This is a genomic window from Saccharothrix espanaensis DSM 44229 (genome assembly GCF_000328705.1).
In the GTDB taxonomy this organism is placed as follows: Bacteria; Actinomycetota; Actinomycetes; order Mycobacteriales; family Pseudonocardiaceae; genus Actinosynnema; species Actinosynnema espanaense.
The window spans coordinates 1172445-1191708 of sequence record NC_019673.1 but is presented as its reverse complement, the minus strand read 5'-3'; the positions used below and the strand labels follow the sequence as shown (position 1 = coordinate 1191708).

Genomic DNA, 19264 nt, shown 5'->3' with positions numbered 1-19264 from the left:
GTCACCTCGGCGTCGGCGAGCGGCACGGTCACGACCCGCGCCCCGGTCAGCCGATGAGGTGGGCGATCTCGGCCGCGTCCTCCACCCGTCCCTGCGCCTCGAACAACGTCAACGCCGCCCGCCGGCACGCGCGGGCGTCGTCCGGCTGACCGAGGTCGGCGTGGACGTCGCCGAGGTGGCGCAGCACGCTCGCCTCCTCGTAGGAGTTGTCCAGCTCCCGGTACAGGTCCAGCGCGTACCGGTAGTGCCGCACCGCGTCGTCCGCGCGCCCGTGCCGGAACGCGATGAAGCCGAGGCTGTCCGACGTGGCCGCCTCGCCGTCGCGGTGCCCCAGCTCCCGGTTGAGCGCCAACGCCTCCCCGCAGCACGCCTCGGCGCGCGCGTGGTCGCCGAGCTTCGCCGCCCGGTACCCGACGTCGTTGAGCGCCTCCGCGACCCGGACCGGGATCCCCAAGGTGCGGAACAGGGTTAGTTGCGCGTCCGCGTGCGCCAGCGCCCCGGCGAGGTCGCCCTGCCGCTCCAGCCCCCACGCCATCGCCCGGTGCGCGCCGGCCCGGTCGTAGTCGTCGTCTACGAGGTCCAGCGCCCGCCCCAGGTGCGCCAGCCCTTCCGGGTACACCCCGACGTCGACCAGCGCCATCCCGACGAACTTGTGCGCCGCGACCTGCTTGGGCACGTCCGCCAGCGCCTCGGCGGCCGGCAGCGCCTCCCGCCACACCGCCAGGTCCTCGGCCGCGTGCCCGCGCCGCAGGTGGTAGTTCGTCAACGCCCACGCCAGCACCCACACCAGGTCGTGCCACCGCCGCCCGACGGCCTGCCGCTGCGCCGCCAGCAACGACTCGTACTCGCCGTCGAACCACGCCATCGCCGCCGGGACGTCCGGCAGCGCGACCGGTTCGCCCGCCGGCGGGTCCACGGGCGGCCGGTGCGGTTCGATCAGCCGGTCACCGGCGTACGCGGTGGCCGCGAAGTACCCGACGAACCGCCGCAGCGGCACGTCGTCGGCCGGCGCGACCTCCGCCGCGTACAGGCGCACCAGGTCGTGCAGCCGGTACCGGCCGGGCACGTGCTGCTGCACGAGGTGCGCGGACTCCAGCTCCCGTGCCAACGCCCGGGTCCGCGCGACCGGCAGCCCGGCCAGCGCGGCGACCGAGCGCAGGCTCAGCTCCGCCGCCACCGTCAGGCCCAGCAGCCCGAACAGCCCGACCGCGTCGGCGGACAGCACCCGTAACGAGCACGCGAACACCGTGCGGAGGCTGGAACTCAGGTCGTCCAACGCGTCCAGCCGGTTCTCCGCGAGTTCTTCGGCCAGCACCGCCAGCGGCAGGTCAGGCCGGGTCACCGCGCGGGCCGCCACGATGCTCAACGCCAGCGGCAGCCCGCCGCACAGCTCCAGCAGCGCCCGCACCACGTCCGGTTCGGCCGCCACCCGGTCACCGAGCCGCGAGGTGAGCAGCGCCCGCGCCGCCGGCTCGTCCAGCACGGCCAACGACACGGACTTCGCGCCGTGCTCGGTGATCACGCCCAGCAGCTGCCGGCGGCTGGTGATCAACGCCGTGCAGCGCGGCCCGCCCGGCAGCAGCGGCGCGACCTGCGCGCTGTCCCGGGCGTTGTCCAGCACGACGAGCAACCGCTTGTCCGCCACCAGGCTCCGGTACAGCGCGGCCTGCGCGTCGAGGTCCTGCGGCGGGTCCTGCACCCCCAGCGCGCCGAGGAACCCGCGCAGCGCCGCGCCGGGCGCGACCGGTTCGCCGGCCGGGTCGAACCCGCGCAGGTTCACGTAGAGCTGCCCGTCCGGGAAGTCCTCGACGTGCAGGTGCGCCCAGTGCAGGGCCAGCGCGGTCTTGCCGATCCCGCCCGCGCCGCCGATGGCGGTGATCACCACCGTCGACCCGGTGTCGGTGAGCTCCCGGATCTCGCGCTCCCGCCCGGTGAACCAGCGTTGCGGCGCGGGCAGTTGGCGCGGCACGGCCGGTTCCGGCCCGAGCAGCTCCCGGTGCAGGTCCCGCAGCGCCGGGCCGGGGTCCGCGCCGAGCTCCTCGGCCAGCGACCGGCGCAGGTGCTCGTAGTGCTGGAGCGCCTCGGACGTGCGCCCGGCCCGGTGCAGCGCGGTGATCACCTGCGCGGCGAGCCGTTCGTCGACCGGGTCGTCCTGGCCGCGCGCCAGCAGCTCCGGCAGCAGGGCGACGTGCCCGCCGAGGTCGAGCACCACGTCGTTGCGGTCCAGTTCGACGGCTTTGCGCTCGGCCCGCAGCGCGTCCCGGGTGGCCGCGAACCAGGGTGAGTCCAGCCCCGCCAGCGCCTCGCCGCGCCACAACCCCAGCGCCCGGTCGTAGCGCGGCGCGGCCTGCGCGGCGGGCGCGGACCGGGCCTGCCGGACCAGCTCGCGGAACTCGTGCAGGTCGGTGGCTTGGGTCGCCAGCACGTACCCGGCGGGCCGGCGTTCGATCGGGATCCGGGCGCGCAGCTTGGAGACGTACCCGTAGAGGGTGTCCCGCGCGCGCAGCGGCGGCCGCTCGCCCCAGACCCGGTCGACCAGCCGGTCCACCGACACCGGCCGGCCGTCCTCCAGCAGCAGCGCCGCGAGCACCGCCCGCTGCCGGGCGTGCCCGACGTCGACCGGCCGGCCGCCCTCGCGCGCCTCGACCGGCCCGAGCAGCCCGAACTCCACGCCGCACCCCCTTGACGTGCTGGTTCAAGATTCATCCTAGGTCGGCGCGGGAGCGTCGGAGCAGGGTGGTCGGCATGACGGCAGACCGGTGACGTCCCGGACGGGCTACCCCACAGTCCCGTCTTCGCGAGGGGTTCGGCAATCCCGGTGGGTGCTCCCCCACCGGCCGGGATTTCCGGAGAACGCACTGGTCCGCGCTTCCCGTCGCGGACCGGGGAAGTCGGACGGAAGTGGAACGCAAGCCGCGGTTCCTAGCCTGCCGGGGTGAGACTCCTCGTCACCGTCCTGGCCCTCCTGCTCGCCGGCTCCTCCGTGGCCGCCGCGAGCGGGGTGGCGCCCTCCACGTCCAGCATCGGTGTGGAGCACGTGCTGTTCAAATCCGGGACCGGCGGTTACGGCTGCTACCGGATCCCCGCGCTGGTCCGCACCGCGAGCGGCGCGCTGCTGGCGTTCGCCGAGGGCCGGCGGTCGCCGTCGTGCGCCGACCGCGGCGACATCGACCTGGTCGTGCGCCGATCCACCAACGACGGCCGCACCTGGAGCCCGACGCGCGTCGTGCTGCGCGGCTTCGGCGACAACCCGTTCGCCCCGTACACGCGCGGCAACCCGGCCCCCGTGGTCGACGCGCAGACCGGCCGGGTGTTCCTGCTGTCGACCTCGAACCCGGCCGTGCCGGGCGGCGAGCGGCTCCCGTGGGTGCAGCACAGCGACGACGACGGCCTGACCTGGTCGACGTCCCGGCAGATCCCGGCGTCGTTCGCCGGTTCCACCCGGGGCTGGTTCGCCACCGGACCGTCGCACGGCGTGCAGCTGCGCAACGGCAACCTCGTCGTCGGCGCGCACCAGGGCGTCGACGGGCACGTCTACGCCGGCGTCCTCTACAGCACCGACCACGGCGACACCTGGCACGCGAGCACCACCCCGGACTCGCTGGTCGAGGGCAAGCTCAACCCCGGCGAGATGTCGGTGGCCGAACTGCCCAACGGCGACGTCTACGTGGCCGGCCGCAACCACATCGCCACCGGCCACCACCGGACCCGCGCGATCAGCAAGGACGGCGGCGCGTCGGTCTCCGCGTCGACCGCCATCCCCACGCTGACCACGCCGGACGTGCAGGGCAGCGTTCTGGCGCTGCGCAGCGGAACCCTGCTGTTCGCTGGCCCGTCCGACCCGCAGGACCGCAAGCTGATGCGAATCCGGCACTCGACCGACAACGGCGTCACGTGGACCGCCGGCGGGCTGGTCAACGGCAGCCGCGCGGGCTACTCGGACCTCGCGGAACTCACCACGGGCGAGATCGGCCTGCTGTACGAGGGCGGCGAGAAGTTCTCCGCCGACGAGATCCGCTTCACCCGCTTCACCACCCAGCAGGCACAGGTCCCCGGCGGCACCAACCCCGCCGGCCCGGCGACCCCGGCACCCGGCCCGACCTCGCCGGACGTCTCACCGGAGGCCAACGACGCCTACGTGCGCGGCTCGGTGGGCGGTGGTCTGGTCGGGCAGGCGGACCTGCCGTGGACGCGATCGCTGGACGTCGGCGCGGACGACTTCACGGTCAGCTTCTCGTTCAAGCACAACGGTTCCACCGCCGACCAGGCGCTGTTCTGGGCCTACGGCCAAGGCGGCTCGGTGCCGCAGGTCTGGCTGCGGGTGGCCAAGTCGGGCCAGGTAGTGGCCTGGGTGCAGGGCAGCGGCGGCGGCGCGACCACGTCGGTGCCGGGCGCGTTCGCCGACGGCGCGTGGCACCAGCTCACCCTGACCCGGCAGGCCGGGCAGGTGACCCTGGCGGTGGACGCGGCCTCGACCTCGGCGACCGGCGTCGCCGGAGTGGTCGGCCAGGTCGGCGGCCGCACCGGGATCCGGCTGGGCGCGCGCCTGGACGGGGCGGACCCGTTCACCGGGACGCTGAAGGACTTCACGCTGACCAGGGCCGGCCGGGTGGTCGCCGACCTGCCGCTGGTCACGGTCGACGGCGCGGCGACGGCCACCCGGACGACGGTGGCGATCACCGACGACCTGACCGGGCACTGCGCGGACGGCACCCTGCTGGGCGGCCACCGGGTACCGGTCGCCGGGAAGTTCGGCTCGGCGTTGGACGTCGACAGCACGCACCCCGGCGCCGAGGTGCCGTACCTGGCCGCGCTGGACCCCGGGGGGCGGGACTTCACGTACTCGCTGTGGTTCCAGCACAAGGGCGGCGCGGACCAGGCGCTGCTGTGGGCGTACGGCGCGACGGCCGGCAAGCCGTCGGTGTGGGTCCGCGCGCAGCCCGGCTCGGACCGGCTGTACGGCTGGGTGCAGACCGACGTGGGCCAGGTCGCCGTGCAGGTGAAGGACGGCACGGACGCGGCGGCGTTCGGCGACGGCAAGTGGCACCAGCTGGTGCTACGCCGCGTCGGCGATCGGGTGGAGCTGTCGGTGGACGGCGGAGCGCCGGCCGTGGCGACGGGGTTGACGGGGTCGGTCGGCGGGCCGTTGGGCGTGCGGGTCGGGTCGAAGCCGGACGGGTCGGACGTGCTGGACGGGGTGCTGGACGACGTGAAGCTGGACATCGCGGGTGTTCCGGTGCTGCGGTGGGGCTTCGACGGCCAGAACACCCAGGCGCACGACGTCGTGCGGGTGCCCGCCGGCCCCGGGACGCCGGACGGTTCACAGCGGTGCAACCACGCGGCGGTGCGCGGTGGCGCGGCGACCACGGCGGGTGCGGTCGGACGCGGGTTGGCGTTCGACGGGGTGGACGATTCGGTGGTCGTGCCGTACGAGCCGGTGGACGGCGCGGATTTCGCGGTGTCGACGTCGTTCAAGTACAGCGGCGGTGGGGACCAGGTGTTGGTGTGGGCGTACGGGGTCGGCGCGACGGAACGGGCGTTGTGGTTGCGCGCGCAGCCGTCGAAGGACCGGTTGTTGGCGTGGGTGCAGACCGACGCCGGCGCTTTTGGCGTGGCGGCGGAGGACCCGTCGGCGGTGGCCGCGTTCGGTGACGGCAAGTGGCACCGGGCCGAATTGCGCCGGACCGGGGACCGGCTGGAATTGTCGGTGGACGGAGTGGTGTCGGGACGTGCGGAGATCCGGGGCTCGCTGAATTACAGCGACGGATTCGCCGTGGACGGTTTCCAGCTGGGCGCGCGCCCGGACGGCGCGGACCGGTTCAAGGGCGCACTGGACGAGTTCCGGGTCGAACGGGGTGGAGCGACGCTGGTGCACCTGCCGTTCGAGGTGGTGTCGGGGAGGGAGTACGTCAGAGGCTGACCGCCGACCGGATTTCGTTGAGCCCCTCGGTGAGCTTGTCGATGAGCCGCTGCACGGCCTCCTCACCGAGGGCCAACGAGACCCCCTCCACCAGCCCGACGCTGGAGGAGTCGCCAGTGCGCCCGATGGACAGTTCGAGCGCCCGGTCCGCGTACAGCTCGTAGGAGATGGCCGCGTCCGACGGCACATCCATAAGGGTCGTGAGATTCATGAAATCCAGAGTATATTAAACGTGTAGGGCTGCCATCGCACAATCGAGTGATACGCGGGCGGCGAGCTCCCGCGATAGCGTTGGACCATGTTCGAAGTGGTCGCACCGACAGCACTGCAATGGTTGATAGGGGTCGAACTCGCTCGTTACCGCAACGAGGCCGGGTTGTCGCTAACCCAACTCGCCGATTTGTGCGGAATCGGCAAACCGAAACTGAGCCATCTGGAACACGGCAGAACGACGCAATACCCCGGCGACATCCGCCGGATCCTGGCGGCGTGCCGGGTCCACCGGGAGGACGTCGACCGGATCACCCAACTCACGACGAGGGCGCACGAGGCGTCGTGGTTGGGCGCCTGGTCCGACGTCGTGTCCGACTGGCTGCGCACGATGATCGGGCTGGAGGCACTCGCCCACCGGGAGTTCGTCTTCGAGCCGGTCCTGCTGCCGGGGCTGCTCCAGACCGAGGACTACGCCCGAGCGCTGACCGCCCACGCCAGCCGAGTCCGGCCGGACCAGGCCGAGCGCCTGGTCGACCTCCGGATGCACCGCACCCTGCTCCTCGACAAGGGGTTGGCGCTGCACGCGGTCTTCACCGAGCAGGCGCTCCGCCTCCGAGTCGGCACGCCGGAGGTCCGCGGCGCGCAGTACCGCCACCTCCTGGCGCTCGGCGAGCGGCCCGACGTGACGATCCAGGTGGTCCGCCCCGCAGACGGCCCGCACGCCGCGATCACCGGCCAGTTCATGCTGTTGCAGTTCGTCGACGCCCGGCCGATCTGCTACGTGGAGCTACAGGACGCGGCGGCCTTCGTGAACGATCCGCCCCTGGTCCACGCCTATACTTTGACCACGCAGAGCCTGCACGAAGTCGCCCTGTCGCCCACCGACAGCGCGACGCTGATCGAATCGCTGATCACGTAGGAGCTCACTGTGTGGCGTACCAGCAGTTACAGCGGCGAGAACGGCAGCTGCGTCTCCGTCCGATTCCCCACCACCGGGCCGGTGGCCGTGCGCGACTCGAAGCAGGCCGAAGGGCCTCGGCTCGCGTTCACCGAGTCCGCCTGGGCCGCGTTCCTCCACCACCAGCGGTAACACCGACCGGGCCGGAGTCGTCCAGCGACTCCGGCCCGGCTTCACCTCTCCGCGCTCACCACCGGCGGTCGGCGAACCTCGGGGTGCCGTTCGGGCTGCGGAACGTCACCAGCCACGAGTCGCCGTTGGCGTTGGCGAACGGCTGCACCGTCGGGTCCGTTCCCGCCGGGTCCGAGACACCTTCGACCAGCCAGCTCCACGTCCCCCAGGTGTTGCTGCCGACCGAGTTCTCCCACACCTTCGAGATCTCGCCATCGGTCCCCCGCACCACCACGGCCACCCGGCCCAGCGACGGGTCCAGCACCGCCGCCGGCGCGCCGGCCGGGGCGAAGCCCTCCGGTGCGGTGCCGATCTCCGTCCAGTCACCCGGCCACGTGCCCGCGCCGTCCTGCACCTTGCTCACGATCTGCCCGCCGCCGCCGCGCACGAACACCTGCAACTGGTAGCCGGGCCGCACCACGACCGCCGGGGTGCCGGCCGAGCCGGTTCCGCCCAGGTTCGTCCAGCCCGACAGCGAGCCGTCGTTGTAGTACTGCACCGTCCGCACCGCGCCCGAGCCGTCGAGCCCGAACACCCGCACGCCGTCGCGCACCGCGACCACCGTGACCCCGCCGACCAGGTCCTGGTCACCGAGGTTGCGCCAGAACGGCACCAGGCCCTTCTGCTCGTACGCCCACAGCTTCCCGTCGACGTCCACCGCGAACTGCACCAGCGACCCGCCGACCTTCACCGCCGAGGGCGCGGCCGCCATCGAACCGCCGAAGTCGGCCCACGCGTTCCACGTCGCCGCGCCGGCCGCGGTCTGCGTCGCGGCCCAGACGTCACCGTCCCGGTTCTGCGCGGTCACCTGGATCCGCCCGTCCGGCAGCTGCGCGATCGCGGGCTGCCCGGTGAACGCCTCGCTGCCCGAGATCACCGTCCACTGGACCGACCCGAAGTTGTCGACGTCCTGCTGGTGCCCGAACACGACCCGCCCGGCGTTGTCGGTGTAGGCGTACTCCAGCGTCCCGACCCGCGCGCCGGCGACCGGCGCGGCCTGGAAGATCGTGGTCCGGCTGTCCGGGACCACCGGCACGGCCGGCAGCGGCTCGGCGTACCAGCCCTGGATGTCGACGATGAGGTGCACCTCTTCGGCGCTGCCGTTGCGGACCCGGATCTTGCCGTCCGTCCCGGGCTTGAGGACCATCGTGTTGGCGCGCCACTTCTCCTTGAAGTCCAGCACCGTGATCCCGGGGTCGGCCTGGCCCAGCGGCCACGCGCTCAGGTACCCGGCGCCGGCGACCTGGGGCGTGGCGATCAGCGTCACCGCGACGCCCGCGATCCCGCGCGTGGGCAGCCCGTACGTGCCCGCGACCTGCACGTCGACCGTGCTCTTGCCGGCCAGCGGCACGCCCGCGCCGACGGTCCGGGTGTTGATCAGCCGCTGCCCGACCGGGCGGAACCCGCTGCCCGTGGTGGCCGACGCCGTGTAGTACCCCTGCACGTTGACCATGAAGTCGACGGCGGCGGTGCCCTTGTTGGTGAAGGTCACCTTGCCGTCGGCCGGGAGCTGGATCACCGCGGCCTGCTGGGTGGTCCCCGGCACGTAGTTCAGGACCGGCCGCGACGAGCCGCCGGTCGGCGCGTAGCTGAACCAGCCCTTGGCCGACGTGCCGGGCGTGGCGAGGTTGACCCACGCCGCCTGCGCGCCGGCCGGGACCAGGCCGCCGGTCAGCGTGACGGTCCGGGTCCCGCCGGCCGGGATGGTGGCCTTCGCGGTGCCCAGACCGGACCTGGTGTCGATCAGCCGGGTGTGGGTGACCGGCACGAAACCGCCGCCGTTGGTGCCCTGCGCCGACTTGAAGTAGCCGTGCACCTCCACGACGATCCCGGTGTTGCCGGACGCGTTGTAGACCGCGATCTTGCCGTTCGCGCCCACCTTCACCGCGGTGAACGTGGCGAGGTCCTCGCCGGCGTTCGCGGTGACGGCGGTGAGGTTGGTCGGCCGGGTGGTCCCGTCGGGCCACAGCTCCAGCCACGTCGGCGCGGACGGCGCGAGGATCGCCACCCGCACCATCACCGAGCCGACGCCGGAGGTCGGCACGCCGCCGACGCCGAGCACCGGGAACGCCGTCGTGCTGGCGGGTCCCTTGGGCCCCTTGGCGGTGCCCGTCCCGTCCCGGGTGTCGAGCACCTGCGCGTGGGCGTTGAGCTGGACGTAGTCACCGCCCCCGCTGCCCGCGTCCGCGTGCGCCGCCGGTGCGCTCGGCACCGCGACCAGGGCTAGCACCGCTGCGGCGACCGCGAGCAGTCCGGTGCCGAATCTCTTGGCTGACAACACCTTCTCCTTGGACCTCATGGTTTGGCTTAGGGCTTGAGGGTGGGCGAGGCGTCGTGGAACATGTCCCACGCGCAGTTGGAGGCCATGATCGCCGCCGCGGTCACGCCGATCCCGGTCTGGTCGAGCATGTAGCCGATGCCCAGCGCGCTCGCGGGTTTGCCGACGCACTTGAAGAAGAACCGGCGCGGGTTGGCCCGGACGTACTTGGCGGGGCTGGTGACCAGGGCTTCCGCGAGCCACTTGGCGCCGTTCTTGACCTGCGTCGCGCCGGCCGAGATGCCCCGGCCGACCGCGGCGGCACCCTTGCCGACGCCGTCGCGGACGGCCCGTGCTCCGGTGACGACGCCGTTCTTGGCCGAGCGCAGGCCGTTGCCGACCTTCTCCAGCGCCTTGCCGCACTTGCCCTTGTTGTGGACCAGCACGTCCGCGTCGCCGGAGACGACCTGGAACGTGTGCAGCGTGTCCACGGTCAGGTTGTAGACCGAGCGGGACTCGGTCCACGTCCGCGTGGCGACCACCACACCTTCGTAGAGGTGTTGGCCCGCCCGGAGTTCGTCCGCCTCGGCCCACGCGCCGTCGGCCCAGAACGGGTGGCCGGCGGTGGTGGTCAGGGTGGACGTGCGGCCGTCGAGCGTGATGGTCAGCTCGACCATCCGCTTCTCGCCCGTGCCGCGGATCAGGTCGGTGACCTCGTGCGCCCCGGACCGCCCGGTGGTCGGGTCGACGGCGGCGACCTGCTCGCCCACCGCGATCTCGCTGATCGGCTTGGTGGTCCCGTCGCCCATCCGGACCGGGGTGTCGCCCGCGAAGCTGTTGCCGCCGACGATCGAGCAGGCGGCGTTGGCGATGTCGTCGCCGTACTTGACGCCGTACTTGACGCCCTTCGCGCCGCGCACGAGGACACCGGGCACCCCGCCCAGCATCAGGCCGCCGACGGTGGCCAGCGCCCACAGGCAGCTCTCGCCGTCGCCGTCCTTGACGCAGCGCACGCCGTCGGAGATGCCGGTGATCTCGCCGAGCCCCTTCAGGAGGCCGAGGCCCTCGTTCTTCCAGCCCTGCCACTTCCAGGAGAACCCGCCGCCCCCGGAACCCGAGCCGGGCCGACTGGCCTTGGACGTGTTCTGCACGACCTGGCCGGCTTTCTGCACCGCCGCCTGGTAGATGCGGTCGGTGCCGCGCTTGGCGTCGGCCACCACGTCCTTGTTCGCGCCGACCTGGTTGGCGGGCAGCTTCGCGTTGGAGGACACCGTCTTCGGCATGTTCAGCACCGGCTTGACGGCCGCGCCGGCGACCGTGCGCGGAGTGTGCCGGGCGGAGTACTGCGCCGCCGCACGGGCCTGCGCCGTCACCCGCTGCTTGCGGGCGTGCTCGGCGCGCCGGGCCGCCTCCGCGCGCTCGGCCGCGCTCGGGTTGTAGCAGGCACCGCAGCTCCCGCCGCCACCGCCGCGACCGCTGTAGGACGGGCCGGGCGCGTAGGACGGGTAGGTGGTGCGCGGCGGCTTCTGGGACTTGTGGCCGCCGCAGTTCTTGCCGCCACGAGCCAGGCAGCCCTGCACCTCGGCCTGCCTCATGATCGCCAGGTACATCGAGTACTCGGTGTTGCAGGAGAAGTAGCAGTCCTGCATCACGACCGTGGTGGACGGCTCGTCGTCATCGTCGTCGAACCAGTCCCACGGCCACGACCAGTGCCCGTCCGGGTCGACCTGGCCGACCGGGTCGGCCGCGCCGTACGCGTACCGGTTGGCGCGCACCGAGTCCCCGCCCTGGAACGGGATGTCGTCACGCGAGTCGAACCCGCCGGTCGCCGGGTTGTACCAGCGCGCGCCCATGTCGACGTGCCCGGTGGCCGGGTCGGTCCAGTCGCCCTGGTAGCCCAGCGCGCCGGTGTCGCCGGTCTTCGCGGTGACCTTGCCGAACGCGTCGTAGGCGGTGCTGTCGCTGAGGTTCTGGCCGTCCGGGGCGAACGCGCCGACCACGTCGCCGTGCCCGTTCGCGACCGGGACCCGCTTGGTGTCGCCCTTCTTGGTGGCCAGCAGCTCGTCACCCGGGCCGCGGGCGAACGTGCCGCTGCCGTCCGACACGACCTCGTCGGCCCCGCCGGCGTAGGTGAACGCCGTGCCGTTGCGGGTGGCGACCCGGTCCAGGCCGTCGTAGGTGTACTTCTGGCCCGCGCCCACGGTCATCCGGTCGAACGCGTCGAACGTGAACGGCTCGGTGTGGCCGGAGCTGGTGCGCCCGGCGACCGTGCCGCGCGCGGTGTGGGAGTAGGTGTAGTCGCCGTCGGAGAGCAGCCGGTTGCGCTCGTCGTAGGCGGCGGTCTTCGCGCCGGCCTTGGTGCGGTTGCCCGCCTTGTCCCACTCGTAGGCGGTGGTGGTGCCGTTGGTGGTCTCGCCGGTCAGCCGGCCGACGTCGTCGTAGCTGTAGGTGGTCTCGACGCCGTTGGCGGTCTTGCTGGTGATCTGGCCGTTGTCGTCGTAGCCGTAGCCGGTGGACGCGATCGTCCCGGCGCTGCCCGCCAGCACGTCGGAGACCTGGCGGCCGGCGTCGTCGTAGCCGAACGTCCTGGTGCGCCCGGCCCCGTAGCCGATGGTCTTCACCGCACCGGAGGCGTCGTAGCCGTAGGTCTGGGTGACCCCGGCCAGGCCCTCGGCCACCGTGGCCAGGCGGCCCTTGACGTAGGTGTAGGCCGAGGTGCCCGCCGCGTCCCTGCGGGACACCGGGTTCCGGTCGCCGTCGAAGCCGAACTCGGCGCTGCCGGCCGGGCCGGCGGTGGCGATCAGGTTGCCCCGGTCGTCGTAGGTGTAGGTGTCGTCGTTGACCCGGACCGTGCGGCCCATCGGGTCGTAGGCGATGTCCCGGGCGCTGGTCGGGGCTTCCGCGCCGGTCCCGGTCTCGCCGGTGAGCTGGTTGGCGGCGTCGTAGGTCAGGGTGCGCACGACGTTGCCGGGCGCGGTGAGCTTGACCTGGTTGCCGTTCGCGTCGTACTCGGTGGTCCACGTGCGGTCGTCCGGGTGCGTCGCCGTGGCGGGCTCGATCACCTTCTCGGGCAGCCCCAACGAGTTGTAGGTGGTGATGGTCGTGTTGCCGCGCGCGTCGGTGTACCGGGTGAGGTTGCCGGCCGCGTCGTAGCCGAACGCCTGCGTGACGCCCTCGGGTTCGAGCTGCTTGACCAGGCGGTTGCCGGCGTCGAACTCGAAGGTCGTGGTGTTCTGCCTGGCGTCGGTGACGCTGGTGAGGTTGCCGACCACGTCGTGGCCGAACCTGGTGCTGCGCAACGGGGTGCCGTCCGGCTTCAGCTCGGCCTCGGAGACCTTGTCGCCGAACGGGTCGAAGCCGGTCTGCGTGGTGCGGCCCAGGCCGTCGGTGACCCGGACCCGGTTGCCGGCGCGGTCGTAGCCGTAGTGCGTCGGCACGCCCGCCGGGTCGACGGTCTTGACCAGTTGGCCCAGGGTGTCGTAGGTGTTGGCCACCGACGCGCCGGACGGGGTGACGTCCGAGGTCACGTTGCCCAGGTCGTCGAAGCGCCGCCACGACGTGTACGTGCCGGTGGTGGGCTTGCGCTCGTACTCGGTGCCGGTGATCGGCCGGTCCAGGTCGTCGTAGGTCGTCTCGACCCGCGCGCCGGTCGGCGCGGTCTCCGAGAGCAGCCGCCCGGACCTGCTGTAGGCGTAGCGCCACAGCGCGCGACCGCTGTGCGCCGGGAGGTCCTTGACCACCGGGCGGTCCAACTGGTCGTAGGTGAACCGGGTGGCGTTGTTCCGGGCGTCGACCAGTTCGGTGACGTTGCCGTTGCCGTCGTAGGACGCGCGCAGGGTCGCGGTGATCGCCTGCGTCGACCCCGGCGGGGTGTAGCCCGGATCGGCGGTGACGGTCAGCCGGCCCAGCTTGTCGTAGGTGTTCGTCGTGGTGTTGCCGAGTTCGTCGGCGACCGCCGCGACCTCGTCGTACGTGCTGTAACCGGTCTTCACGGTCGGGATCGCCGTGCTCGCCGGGCCGCCGTCGCGCTCCACCGACACCGCCGCGCCGGACTCGGTGACCTGCCGGCCCAGTTCGTCGAACGTGTAGGTCGTGGTGTTCTGGCGCGGGTCCTCGACCCAGGTCTGGTGGCCGCGCTGGTCGTAGCCGAACGTCGTGGTGCGGGTGGTGGCCCCGTCGGTGACGGACTCCTCCACCACGTTCCCGGCGTCGTCGTACCGGTAGTCGACGGTCTCCGGCGTCGCGGACACCGCCCACGGCACGTTCGACGGGTTGCCGGTGGTGACGGTCCGGGTCACGTTGTCGTTGCCGTCGTAGGAGAACGTCGTGTAGCGCTTGAGCCCGGCCGGGTCGACGGTCGCGGTGGCGACGCGGCCGGACCGGTCGATCGTGTGCTCGGTGACGGACTTGCCGTTGCCGGTCGCCCTGCGGACCAGGTTGCCCGCGCCGTCGTAGGTGTTCTCCTCCAGCACGAAGTCGCGCTTGCTGCCGTCCGGGTTGTGGAAGTCCTTGAGCACCTTGCGGCGCAACGACCCGTCGCCCCAGTACTGGAACTCGGTGCGCCGGCCCATGGCGTCGGTCTCGCTCGCCAGGCGGCCGGCGAAGTCGTAGGACAGCGACCGGAGGAGCAGGGTGCCGTCGGTCGCGGGCGCGCCCGCCGGGTCGCTGCGCCAGTCCCGGATCCGCACCTCGGCGATGTCGTTGCGGGAGGTGTAGGCGTAGTCGACCCGGTTGCCGTTCGGGTCGGTGTCCGAGGTCCGCAGGCCGAACACGTCGTACTCGTAGGACCGTTCACCGCCCTCGGCGTCGGTCACGCGGACCATCCGGTTGTGCGAGTCGTACTCGTACTTGGTGGTGCGCGGCGGGTCGTTGCCCTGCACGTCGACCACTTCGACCTGGGTGGCGTTGCCGTCCGCGTCGTAGGTGGTCGTGCTGCGCTTCTGGTGCTTGCGGCCGGTCACGGCGTCCGTGGTGACCGGGCCGGTCTCGGTCGCGGGCCGTGACATGGCGTCGTAGGTGTAGGTGGTGACGACGCCGTGGGGGAAGGTGTCCGAGATCTGCTTGGCCGACGTGCGGCGGCCGACGTTGTCGTAGCCGTACTCGGTGACCAGCCCGCTCGGCCCGGTGATCCGTGCCAGGTCGCCGTTGGCGTAGTAGGCGAACCGGGTCGTCTTGCCGCGAGCGTCCACAGTGGACGCAAGCAGGGCGGCGGGCGGGTTGCCGCCGTTGACCGCCGCTTCCGCGCCCGTGGTGTAGGTGTGCTTGACGAAACTGCCGTCCGGGCCGGTTTCCTGCGCGAGCTGGCCGGTCGGGTGGTAGCTGTAGGTCGTGCGGTAGGTGGTGTCGGTGGCGTTGGCCGAACGGCCGTCGCGCGACTCCGCGGGCAGGAAGTTGCGCGGGTCGAACTCGCTGGTGACGGTCGTCGGGTAGGTCTCGTACGAGGTCTGGCAGTCGTTCGCCGCGCGGCACGTCCTGCGGGACGCGATGTTGCCCCGGCTGTCGTAGGTCAGGCCGACGGTGTCGCCGTTCTCGTCGGTCACGGTCGTGAGCTGGCCGTTGTCGTCGTAGGAGTACGACCGGATGCTCATGCCCTCGGTGTTGTAGCGGACGAACACCGGGCCGCCGGAGTTGCCGGGGATCGTGGTGCAGAACGCCGGGTCGTTCGGGTCCGGCCTGCCGCACGTCTCGGTCGGCGGGACCGGGGTGGTCGTCGGCGGGCCGGGCCGGTCCTCGGGGCGGGCCTCCAGGCCGAGCGGCCGGCCGAGCCGCAGCAGCCAGCCGCCGATCGCGTCGTACTCGTAGAGGCTGGGCCGGTTCGCCGGGTCCAGCACCTCGACCGTGCCGCGCAGGTCGTCGTCACCGCCGTAGACCGCGGGCGGGCCGATCTTCCACGTGCCGCCGTTCTCGTCGGTGTACTCGCGCACCCGGTCCAGGGTGGTGTCGTAGGCGACCGTCGTCGCGGTCTTCCCGCTCGGCAGGGTGATCTTCGAGAGCTGGTCGGCTTGGTTGCTCGCGTTGCGGTGCGCGGAAGCGCTCTGCGGACCGACCGGACCGGTGTAGTAGGCCACCTCGTCGATCACGCCCGCGAAGTGGCGCTGCGGCGTGGCACCCCACGCGGGCCACGTGCCGGTCGCGTAGGCCGCGCCGACCTGGTTGAACGTCAGCAGCGAGTGGTCGATCGGCTTGCCGGCCAGCTCACCGGCCTTCGCGCCGTCCAGGTACAGGGTCTGCTTGTCCCCCATGGACGACAGCACGACGTGGTGCCACTTGCCGTCGTTCACGGCGGCGGCGGAGGTGATGGGCGCGATGCTGCCGGTGCCGAACTGGCCGCGCAGCTTGCCGTCCGTGCCGACGTAGAGCACCGGCACGCCGGTCGTGGACGTGCTGCCGAGCGCCTTGTCCTGGTAGCCGAGCAACGGGCCGCCCGCGCCCGTGACCGACGCCTTGAACCACAGCTCGACCGCACCGTCACGGCTCTTCTTCAAGGTGCCCTTGGGCAGTTCGACGGCGGAGCCGGTGCCGTTGAAGGTCGCCGCCGTGTTGCCGGTGACCGCGCCGGCCGTGCCGAGCGTGATGTTCTTGTAGGTGGCCGCGTCCTTGCCGAGGTTGACCGCGACCTCACTGGCGGCGGCCGTGCCGTCCGGCTCGCCCAGCCGCCAGTACGACTCGGGGCGCGAGTCCAGCACGGAGCTGCGGTAGTGCGTGCCGGCGCTGTGCTCGTAGGTGGTGCAGCCGGTGCCGCACACCTTGGTCAGCAGGTCGCCGGTGTAGGTGTAGGTCCACGTCGTCTGGTCGGACTTCACGCTGGTGACGCGGTTCCCGGTCCAGCCGAACGCGAGGAACCGGCCCGCCGTGTTGGTCTGGCTGTTGGACACCTGGGCCTTGGCGAGCTTGCCGTCGGTCGTGTTGTAGGTCAGCACGACCGAGCGGTTGGCGCTGTCGGTGATCCGGTTCAGCCTGCCGTTCAACGAGAACTGGTAGGTGGTGCCCGCGGTGTCGAGCAGCTTCCACGCGGCGCTGTCGACGGTGAGCTGGGCCGTGCGGCCGAACGGCGCGGAGTACGTGCCGTTGGCGTTGCGCCCGAACCGGACCTGGCGGCCGTCCGGGTAGGTGATCACGACGTTGCCGGAGCCGTCGTCGTCCGGCACCAGCTTCATGTCGTACCGGGTGCTCCAGCCCGCGCCGAACAGGCCGTCCCGGCGCGGGTCGAGGCTGTTGTAGGTGCGCACCAGGCGCAGCTCCGGGCCGACCGTGGTGACCGACGCGTCGACGGCCGCCGTGGAGAAGTTGCCCGACTGCGGGTCGAAGTCCTGGTCCTCGTCGGCCGCCGTGCCGCCCGCCAGGCGCGAGGTGATCTCGGGCTGCGGCACGGCGGTCAGCACGGTCGAGTAGGGCGAGGTGATCTCGTTGTTCGCGTCCTTGACGTAGGCCCGCCAGTCGTAGGCCTTGCTCCACGCCAGCGTGCCGGCGGGCACGGTCCACGCGGGTTTGGCCTGGTAGCCGGAGTTGGTGCAGTTGACCGGCTTGCCGTCCTTGTCGCGCTCGCACACCTCGAACTTGAACTGCATCGAGACCGACGGCGGCGCGTCGATGTCCAGCGCCCGCGCCCAGAGCTGCGGGGTGAGGGTGGGCGCGCGGTAGCCGTTGGGCGGGTACAGCTCCTGCACCACCGGCGGGATGTCGAAGACCTCCAGCACGATCCGGCCGGGCGGCACCTGGTGGTCGGTGAACACCGGGCCGCCGGTCTTGACCATGGTGAAGTCGAGGAAGTACTTGCCCGGCGGCAACGCCTTGACCGTCGCGTCGAGCGTGACGCGGGCGTTGCGGTTGACCGTGCCCGGCAGGTTCGCCGACCGCTGCTGGGTCACCGACGCGCCGGTCTTGGCGTTGTAGGCGCGGTAGGCCAGGTAGTAGTCGCCCGGGGCCCAGTTCGCGGCGCTCTTGTTGGTGACCGCGATCTTGACCTTGCCGTCCTGGTTCTGCAGCACCGGCGGGTCGGGCACCGGGTCGGCCAGGGCGTAGGTCGCGTTGTACGGGCTGTGCGTGACGAACAGCTTCGGCGGGTTGGCGGTGGCCGGGCCGGTGAACTTCTTGCCCGACAGCGAACCGCCGGCCCGCAGCGAGATGCCGTCGTTGGCCTGCGTGCCGTCGACCCACTTCTGCACCAGGTCGCGGCCGCCGGTGCCGAGGTTCACCAGTTCGCCGGCGGTCGGGCACTTCGAGGACGAGTCGCCGAACGCGATGTGGCCGTGCGCGAACGACCGGGACGCCAGCTCGCCACCGACCGCCGGGCCGGGGTAGGAGTAGGAGCCGCCGGAGGTCCAGCCGCCGGTCACCGGGTGCACCCGGACCTCGCGCGGCTTGCACGAGTCGGAGTCGTAGTTCACCAGCCAGAGCTGCGCGCCGAAGATCGTGTGGTGGCGCAGCTTGTCGACCAGGCCGCCGAACTTCAGGTAGGACGCGGCGTTGTCGCCGACCAGCAGCGTGGTGCCGCCCGGTGAGGAGGACGACCCGTTCACGTACATGCTGCTGTCGGCGTTCGCGCCCTCGACCGGGAGCTGCACGGTCGGGTCGACGGCGACCGGGAACTTGGCGCTCTTCAGCCAGTTCTGGTCGAGGTCGACCTGGAGCGCGGGCCGGTTGTCGCGGGTGATCAGCCGGTAGGTGACGGCGGTCGAGCGGTTGTTGTCGGCGTCGACCATGTCGCCGGGCGGGATCACCGCGCGGGTCGTGCCGGACGCGTCGGCGAGCACCACCTGGTTGTCGGCGATCCGGGGCGTGAGGCCCTTGAGCGTCAACGGGAACACGAAGCTGGTCGGCGACCCGGGCGTGTTGAGGACCAGGGTCTCCTTGACACCACCGGCCGTGGACTCCAGCTTCACGTCCACAGTGGACTGGACGTCGCGGTAGGTGACCGTGCTGCCGTCGACCCGGCCGTCCGCGCGGCGGGCGTCGGCGAGGCCGTAGGAGACCTGGTGGTCCTGGTCCACGACCAGGGTGGCCAGGTCCGGCGCGTCGGAGCGGTCGGCGATCCGGACGTCGACCTGGTCGGCGGCGTTGTGCCAGCCCTGGTCGGTGGGTACCAGGTTCGGGTCGATCGGCTGCCAGCGGTCGCCGTCGCGGTAGTTGACCGGGGTGGCGGAGAACTCGGTGGTCTCGGTGCCGTCGGGGTTGCGGTAGACCCGTTCGTACCGGCTGCGGGCCTCCGGGCGCTCGGTGCTCTTGCCCTGCTCGTAGCCGGTGGTCCCGGTGGCGGGCGGGTCCTCGGTGGTCGCCGTGTTGTGCGGCTGGACGTCCCAGTCGACCTTGGGGTACCGGCCGCGCAGCGACGTGGGCACGGTGTGGTTGGCCGGCTCGCCTTCGAGGTGCCCGCCGGCCTGCGCGGTGCCCCACCGCTGGGCGGGTCCGGGTTGGGTGATGGCGTCGGCGGCGTACTCCGCCGACCCGCCCCAGCCGTTGACCGCGTCACCCCCGGCCGTCGCGGTGACCGCGACGACCAGCGTCAGGGCCGTCAGCTTGGCCGGTGTGGACGTCCACAGCAGCCCGAGCAACCCGACATCCCGCTTCCGCGACGACATACCGCTCCCCCAGTCGACTTTGCGCAGCGCAGCGACGCTAGGCGGGCCCGCTTCCACGCCGGTTCCGTTCCGCTTCCACGACCGAAAGGGAGCCGTTGACGTGCGAAGATGCGCGGAGGGACGAGCAGCGAGAGGTGCACCGGCGGTCGGCTGGATCCGGCCGAAGG

7 protein-coding genes are annotated in these 19264 nt (G+C 72.2%); 3 read left to right on the top strand and 4 right to left on the bottom strand.

Features of this window, described 5'->3' with window-relative positions; all coding sequences use genetic code 11:
• Positions 1–46: 46 nt before the first annotated feature.
• On the bottom strand, positions 47–2671 hold the full coding sequence (locus BN6_RS41600) for an AfsR/SARP family transcriptional regulator (protein WP_015098567.1): 2625 nt from the start codon (positions 2669–2671) through the stop codon (positions 47–49).
• A gap of 264 nt (positions 2672–2935) precedes the next feature.
• Here BN6_RS41600 and BN6_RS05550 point away from each other — a divergent pair, with 264 nt between their 5' ends.
• Positions 2936–5920, top strand: coding sequence for an exo-alpha-sialidase (locus tag BN6_RS05550; RefSeq protein WP_015098566.1), 2985 nt, complete (start codon positions 2936–2938; stop codon positions 5918–5920).
• Here BN6_RS05550 and BN6_RS05545 read toward each other — a convergent pair.
• On the bottom strand, positions 5910–6131 hold the full coding sequence (locus BN6_RS05545) for a hypothetical protein (protein ID WP_015098565.1): 222 nt from the start codon (positions 6129–6131) through the stop codon (positions 5910–5912). The genes BN6_RS05550 and BN6_RS05545 overlap by 11 nt on opposite strands.
• A gap of 87 nt (positions 6132–6218) precedes the next feature.
• On the opposite strand from BN6_RS05545, the gene BN6_RS05540 reads away from it, so the two are divergent.
• Together BN6_RS05540 and BN6_RS05535 are read left to right on the top strand one after the other, a co-directional pair.
• Positions 6219–7052, top strand: a complete 834-nt coding sequence (locus tag BN6_RS05540) for a helix-turn-helix domain-containing protein (protein ID WP_015098564.1) — start codon at positions 6219–6221, stop codon at positions 7050–7052.
• Between the two features lie 9 nt (positions 7053–7061).
• A complete protein-coding gene (locus tag BN6_RS05535) occupies positions 7062–7223 on the top strand; it encodes a DUF397 domain-containing protein (protein WP_015098563.1) in 162 nt (53 codons plus the stop codon).
• A gap of 55 nt (positions 7224–7278) precedes the next feature.
• Here BN6_RS05535 and BN6_RS41595 read toward each other — a convergent pair whose 3' ends face one another.
• Together BN6_RS41595 and BN6_RS05525 are read right to left on the bottom strand one after the other, a co-directional pair.
• Positions 7279–9540: a hypothetical protein gene (locus BN6_RS41595; RefSeq protein ID WP_148302743.1), complete on the bottom strand. Its 2262-nt coding sequence runs from the start codon at positions 9538–9540 to the stop codon at positions 7279–7281.
• Positions 9541–9569: 29 nt separating this feature from the next.
• A complete protein-coding gene (locus BN6_RS05525) occupies positions 9570–19097 on the bottom strand; it encodes an RHS repeat-associated core domain-containing protein (protein ID WP_015098561.1) in 9528 nt (3175 codons plus the stop codon).
• Between the last annotated feature and the right edge of the window lie 167 nt (positions 19098–19264).